The sequence below is a fragment of the Pseudobacter sp. genome (assembly GCF_051955275.1).
In the GTDB taxonomy this organism is placed as follows: domain Bacteria; phylum Bacteroidota; class Bacteroidia; order Chitinophagales; family Chitinophagaceae; genus Pseudobacter.
In genome coordinates, this window is sequence record NZ_JBQCGW010000124.1 from 1 (window position 1) to 6,655 (window position 6,655).

General features: G+C 47.9%; 6 protein-coding genes. 3 read left to right on the forward strand and 3 right to left on the reverse strand.

Annotated elements, in window-relative coordinates:
* Positions 1 to 103: 103 nt before the first annotated feature.
* Complete coding sequence (locus ACTHMC_RS10450; RefSeq protein ID WP_440413058.1) at positions 104 to 697, reverse strand: RNA polymerase sigma factor; 594 nt, start codon at positions 695 to 697, stop codon at positions 104 to 106.
* Between the two features lie 170 nt (positions 698 to 867).
* Positions 868 to 1,353: an RNA polymerase sigma factor gene (locus ACTHMC_RS10455; protein ID WP_440413059.1), complete on the reverse strand. Its 486-nt coding sequence runs from the start codon at positions 1,351 to 1,353 to the stop codon at positions 868 to 870.
* 277 nt (positions 1,354 to 1,630) lie between these two features.
* Between ACTHMC_RS10455 and ACTHMC_RS10460 the strand changes: the two genes are divergently transcribed.
* The gene (locus ACTHMC_RS10460) at positions 1,631 to 4,756 is read left to right on the forward strand and encodes a sensor histidine kinase (protein WP_440413060.1); all 3,126 of its coding nucleotides are present in this window, start codon (positions 1,631 to 1,633) and stop codon (positions 4,754 to 4,756) included.
* Positions 4,757 to 4,767: 11 nt separating this feature from the next.
* Here the strand turns inward: ACTHMC_RS10460 and ACTHMC_RS10465 are convergent, their stop codons facing one another.
* A complete protein-coding gene (locus tag ACTHMC_RS10465) occupies positions 4,768 to 5,436 on the reverse strand; it encodes a LuxR C-terminal-related transcriptional regulator (protein WP_440413061.1) in 669 nt (222 codons plus the stop codon).
* Between the two features lie 318 nt (positions 5,437 to 5,754).
* Here ACTHMC_RS10465 and ACTHMC_RS10470 point away from each other — a divergent pair, with 318 nt between their 5' ends.
* Positions 5,755 to 6,255 carry a BON domain-containing protein gene (locus ACTHMC_RS10470; protein WP_440413062.1) on the forward strand — a complete coding sequence of 167 codons (501 nt, stop codon included), beginning with the start codon at positions 5,755 to 5,757 and terminating at the stop codon, positions 6,253 to 6,255.
* A gap of 21 nt (positions 6,256 to 6,276) precedes the next feature.
* Positions 6,277 to 6,655: SH3 domain-containing protein (locus ACTHMC_RS10475; RefSeq protein ID WP_440413063.1), on the forward strand; the 379-nt coding region annotated here is incomplete at its 3' end.

Sequence of the window (6,655 nt, forward strand, 5' to 3'; positions counted from 1 at the left end):
AGGCATAAGTTGTTTGGTTTGCCTGTGAAGAATAAGGCATGGTTACCATACTGACGAATGGCGAAGGAGGGAATAACCGGTCTTGCGAAAAAAAAATCCGGAATCAGCGGAAATGGTTGAAGGCATAGATCCAGAAAACGATGCCGAGGTCGCTGGAATGCTTGTCGAGGTGCATTTTTATGAACCTGAGTGTTTCCGACAGGATATTATTCACCCTGCTCCTGGAGAGGCCGGTAATGGCTGCGATCTCTTCATGGGAGTGCTCCTGCTCCCGGCTGAGGCGGTAGATCTGTTGTTTCCGGGGAGAAAGCTGGCTGAGGGCCTGATCAATGAGTTGCTGGTATTCCCGGGTGAGGATGAGCTCTTCCAGGGAGCGGTCCGGCTGGGAGAGGTTGCTCCAGACCTGGTTGATCATTTTCTTTTCGCGCGAAATTTTGCGGAGATGGTCCAGCGTGCGGTTGCGGACCATGCGGTAGAGAAATGCTTCGGGGGAATCGATATCGGGAAGATTGTTCCATTGCACCCAGAGGCGGAGAAAACATTCCTGGATGATCTCTTCAGCGTCAGCGGAAGATTTGGTCATGGAGAGGGCGAATGTGAAAAGGCGTTTGCTGTAAAGGTCAAACAATACCCGGAACGCGTATTCCTTGTCTGTAGAGAACAGATTTTTTTCGGTATCAGGGGAGTTTCTAACCAATCAGTGCCTTTGTGAAACTTAAAGTTCACAAAAAATACCAATATGGTATAAAAAAAAGATCCCCGGCAAGAATACCAGGGATGGTTTACTAATCATTTCCATTAACACATTAACCCTTATCCTAAAAAAAAATTAAAAGCTTTTTTGAATGTAGAAACATAGGGAACGGATCAAACAATGACTGGATTGCTGCCAATTCCCTGGCTGTTGTTGCCTGCTCCGCTCAGCTTGCTGTACATTTCTTTGGCCAGCGGCGGCAGGTTTGCAACCGGATCGTATGGTATGTCTTTCAACACTTCAGGGCGGCTTAACTCTTTCTCCATGTACTGAGTGGCTTCGTGCCAGACATACAAGGAGAGACCGTCTTCCCTGATCCCTCTCTGCCCCATTTCGATCCTTCCAAAACAGGCATCCCTGACATTGCTGTAGAGGAAAACCTTGATGGAATTCCAGTTATCGAACTGAGAATATGATTTCCAAAGATCTATGAATGTCTGTTCTACGATCTGCTCTGCTATTCTCGGCTTATCTAAAATTCTCTTTGCGTAAAAACAGGCCTCTAAGTAGAACTGGTGAAATATGATAGCAAATATTTCGGCATTGCCTGCCCTGAATTCTTGAACTATCGCATTGGTGTTTGTGTACCGGTGGTTCATTGGGTTCCTCCTTAATCTTTAGAAACTTACTTTCTGCTGTAAAAATCTTCCAAATTTAAGGACTGACTGGTTGGGGAACCTCCACTCGATTACTGCGGGAGGATTACAATGTAAACTTACGAGGTACGTTAAAATACGGATTGTAGTATTTTCTTTACAGTCGCCGGAATTTATTATATTCATTCAGTCAAAACTACACTACGCGCCATTTACCTGTTCTATTATGCCTGTAACCACAAGGAACTGCTTCGTTATATTACTGCTGTTTATTTTTAGTGTGCCCGTTTACGTTAGGGCGCAACAAAGTCCGCCTTCAGACCCCTACCTGCTGGTGAATACACTGAATGATAACAGCGGCCTGCCCCAGAATTCCATCATCACCCAGTATATAGACACCAGTTCCGGCATGTTGTGGCTGGCCACCTTCGGAGGCCTCGTGCGATATAACGGAATTACCCTCAAATCATTCGACCGTCAGCATTATGATTCCCTGCTCACCAATAAGCTGGTGAACATGTTCCGGACCTCCAACGGGGAGGTATATGCGATGAACGTTCACAGCCAGTTGCTGAAAATCGGAAAACAGGATATTTACATCAACCAGTCGCTCACCTGGATCTGGCAACAGTATGCCCTCTTTGTCTGGTTCCGCGGTGTGCTCAATTCCCCCGCACAGATCCAGCGCCTGGGTGTTCATGCTTTCGGAAGGCACGCTTATTACCCCGGACAGGAAAACTGGAGCTCCGGCTTCTATAATTATTACCTGGCGGCATTGCCCCGGGACCGTTTTGCCGTTACCAACAAGAATAATGAACTGATGATCTATGCCGATAGCCTGCTGGCCTTCCGGCAACCCGTTCCTGTGATTGCGGATTCTGCCAAACTCTTTTACAGCAATGGCCTGCTCTATGTACTGAATGACCGGCTCAACGGTGCATGTTATGACTTGCGGGGCCCTCAACCTGTGCCTGCTCCCCAGGCACTCAGCCGCCTGCAGCCACTCCGGGAACAACTGAAGAATAAAAGAACTGTACTGTATTATAATGAACTGAATGACCAGGCCGTGCTGGCCGCCGGTCAGGACCTGGTAGTACTGAGTACTGATAAAGACGGGATCTATCCTTCACAACGTTTGCATATCGACCAACTGCCGAAATCCATCAGCAGCATCCTGTATTACCCTGCCCACCATACAGTGTTTGTAGGCACCACCACGGAAGGGCTCTTTGTATTCAGGAAAAATAATTTCCGCCAGCTGCTGGCGCCTGACCTGGAACTGAATATAAACAGTATGTACGCCCAGCTGCTTAGAGACAGCAACCACCTGCTTACCAGCAGAGGGGTGACCTTCGATCTCCGGAATAACGAAGCAGTATATGCGAAACAGAAGAACCATATGAGCAGCCCCTACTCGGAGGATGGCACCGGCGGTTATTACTGGTGTAATGAAAACCTGGTACAGTACCAGCCTCCGGGCAACGGGCCTGCCCGGATCTTCTACCGGAAAGCGGATTCCACCCGGCGGGAAAATATCATCCGCTTTGTGTGGTTCGACAAGGAAACGCAGAAGCTCTGGATCTTTGAATCCTTTCAATGGGGGTATTTCAAAGACGGGCAATACAATGTGGCGGTGTATACCCCACAAACCAAACTGCCTTCTCCCAGCTATTATTCACGGAATGGAAATACCATTTTCCTTGCCACTGACCGTGGCCTGGTGCTGCTCGATGGAAAGAACAACCGCTTGCGGTATGCCAATGGTACGCTGAATAAAGAAACCCGCTTTGTTGCCGCCGATCCTCAGCACTCCGTCTGCTGGTTCAGTACCTATGGCTTTGGGTTTGGAGCCTACCTGTTGAATAAGGACAGTGTGCTGTTCTTTCCACAGGATGCACAACAGTACCTGTCCAGCACCCACGCCCTTATTGAAGATGACCGGCATGATATCTGGCTGCCTACCAACAAAGGATTGTTCCGTACGCAGAAATCGCAGTTGCTCAACTTCATTAAAAATCCGGCTTCTGCCGATATTCTTTACTATGATTATTTCGACAGGCAGGATGGTTTAGTTACCAATGAATTTAACGGTGGCGCACAACCGATCTATACCCGCTGGAAAAATGAACTGCTCCTCTCCACCATCAATGGGGTGCTGCGCTTCAGTCCGGGGGAGATCCCCGGCAACGCCTGGAAGGAGCCACTTTATATTGATTTTGCGCAGACCCGCTCCCGCGCCTTTGTGCCTGTGCCTGAAACGGGGCAGGACTGGGAATTCGATGAAAGTGAAAGAGTGATCTGCTGGGTGCTGAACCGAGCCTGCTGGAGCAATCCTTACAGCATGCGTGTGGAATACCGGATGGACAATAACCAGGAGTGGAAAGTAATAGAAGGCACCAGGCTGATGACGCGCTGGGAACGTGTGAGCGGTGGCAATCATACCTTGCATATCCGTCAGTTCAGCGGGGTGGAAGGAAAATACATGGAGCAATCGATCCCCTTCAGCATATCCCTGTACTGGTATGAAGAATGGTGGTTCTGGGTGCTGGCGATCCTGGCTTTGCTCCTGATTGTTTACCTGACCACCAGGCGCTTTTCCATTCTGAAAAAACAGGTGAAGGTTTCCAGGAAAAAAGATGAGGTTTTGTCTGAGACACTCAGCCTCATGGAAACCGGCAATGCCATGCTGGATGCTTCCAACCTCTACAAATCCAAAATGGTGTATGTGCTCATGCATGATGTTACCGTGCAGGTGGCCAGTATAGAAAAAGTATCGGGGCTCGTTTCCCGGAATATTGAGAATATCAACCAGGAAACCATCAAAACAGTGATGAAGGAGATCAATGATGCCTCCCGTAACCTGCTGATCATATCCGACCAGCTGATACAGTGGTCCAATATCCAGGAAACAGTAGAAACGGTATCGATAGAGCCCGCCGATATTCACGCCATGGTAGAAGATGTACGGGAAGAACTGGGCGACCGCTTCCAGTGGCGCAATAACAAGCTGGTTAACAATGTACCGGAAGATATGCAGGTTCAAACAAAACTGCACCTGCTCCACCACCTCATCTTCAACCTGGTGTTGCACGCCAATAAATATATGAAAGATGGAATAATAGAAATTGAAGCCTCCCAGGTAGAAGGATACACCATCTTCATTGTAAAAGACAATGGCACTACCATGGATACGGAGCTGCGGGAACTGCTCATTCAGGCATCCGCCTCACAGGATGCTTCCGCGGTATACTCGGGTCAGCGCCTCTGGCATATCGGTTACCAGATCATCTTTGACCTGGTGCAGGTGATGAAAGGAGAAATAGAGATCAAGCCCGGTGAAAACGATAACGGGCTGATCATTGCCATTGGCCTTCCCCCGCTCAATAAACGAAAACCGGAAGAATAAAAGAAACCGGATCAGATGAAATTATGGAAACGGGCCATCTCGTGCAGCTCGATGATATTTCGTGCATTCACTTTTTCCAGCAGGCGATGCTTGTAAGTGGCGATGGTACTTTGTTTTACTCCGATATCGGAAGAAATATCTTTCAGCCGCTGACCTTCCAAAATCTGCCTCAGTACCTGCTGCTCCCGCTTGGATAAACTTAAGAAGGGATTGTTTTCCTGTGTTGGGGCAAGCCTGCTATCGCCGGCGCCCATGGCGCGATATTGTTTTACGAGTTTGCTCTCGAAGATCTGTCCGGATAACACCGTCTGAATAGCATTCAGGATCTCCGTTTCCTTGGAATCCTTGACCAGGAAACCGCGGATGCCGGCATTGTATAACTGGTTTACGTATTTCAGTTTGTTCTTGGTGGTAACCACCAGAATGAACATGGAAGGAAAACGCCTTACGGTATCTTCTATGAAATCCATTTTTGTGCTCATATCCTCATCCATCAGTTCCAGGTCCCAGATCGCAAAACTGAAGCGGTGTCCCTGCTGATCCAGGATCTCCTGCAGGTCCTTCATGGAGTTGACGATCTTATACGTGCTGTCGCGGAAATGAAGGTCCATGAAAAGTGTATAACCCATATTGGTGAGACTATGATCTTCCGCAATCAGAAAATATTCAGACGTAGGCATATTGTTTCGTTTTTTAGGAGCAGGCATAGGAATCCAGGGTGGTTTCCTTTTTGCAAGTGGAAATGATTGTGGTTATATGCCCCCGGGGCTGCCTTTAAAGATAATCAAATAATAAGTTTCCACATTGTTTTGGGGCTGCTTTTGTACCAGCTTGTTCAGATGTGTACAAGAAATACTATAACAGAATTGAACAAGTTGACCCGGATCAAGTATCGGATAATGGGTTTTTTTGCCACAGGTCCAACTGTTTAAAATAGTATATTTAGGAATAATATGTTGACAGGGTATCTTTTTTTGAAAAATTAAAATCACCGAATTATGAAAAAATGGATGGCATTTATGGCAATGGTTCTCATGCTGAACTTTGCCCTTCAATCATGTAAGAGCAAACCTAAGGACGCCGATCTGCAGCAGGCTGCCACGGAAGCTGTGGCCAAAGTGCCTGATGCGGGACCCACCCCCATGATCTCTGTTCAGAATGGCGTGGCTACCCTTACCGGTGAAGTGAAAGACGAAGCCGCCAAAACTGCATTTGCATCAGCAGTTGCAGGCGTGAAAGGAATCAAGGAAGTGAATAACCAGCTCTCAGTAGCGCCACCACAGATGCCTGAGCCAGCCCCTGTTACCGTAACCGCTGATGATCCGCTCAGTAAAGGCGTGACCGATCTGCTGAAAGATTATCCTACTGTGAAAGCGGAAGTGAAAGATGGTGTGATCACCCTCACCGGTACGCTGAAGAAAAGCGACCAGCAGAAAGTCTGGATAGGGCTGAATGCACTGAAACCTAAAAAGATCGAGAACAAACTCACTATTCAATAATCAAACCGGGAGGACCAAACAATGGCACTGCAAGACAAATACAAAGAACTGGTTGATGCCGCCAATGCTGCCGGCGCTACCAATCTGCAGGTAAGGGAACAGGACAATGTTCTGTATATCGATGGTGATGTACCAAACGGTGCAACCAAAGATCAACTCTGGGACATCTATTCCAGGCTGGATCCGGAATTCAGGGCCGGCGACCTGATCATGAATCTAAATGTCACTACCATGGCTCCCGGAGCAAAGGCAAAAGTGACCACTACCTCTTCCAATTTAAATATCCGCAAAGGGCCTGGCACCGATCAGCCCATTGTTGGCAAAGCGGCCCACCACGAGATCGTAACACTGGTGGAGAAAAGCGAAGGCCAGTGGTGGCAGATCAAAACTGATAAAGGTG

Bases quoted from the DNA above. Each gene is read 5' to 3' on its own strand.
- ACTHMC_RS10455 (WP_440413059.1), bottom strand. From the start codon at position 1,353: ATGAACCACCGGTACACAAACACCAATGCGATAGTTCAAGAATTCAGG.
- ACTHMC_RS10465 (WP_440413061.1), bottom strand. From the start codon at position 5,436: ATGCCTACGTCTGAATATTTTCTGATTGCGGAAGATCATAGTCTCACC.
- ACTHMC_RS10470 (WP_440413062.1), top strand. From the start codon at position 5,755: ATGAAAAAATGGATGGCATTTATGGCAATGGTTCTCATGCTGAACTTT.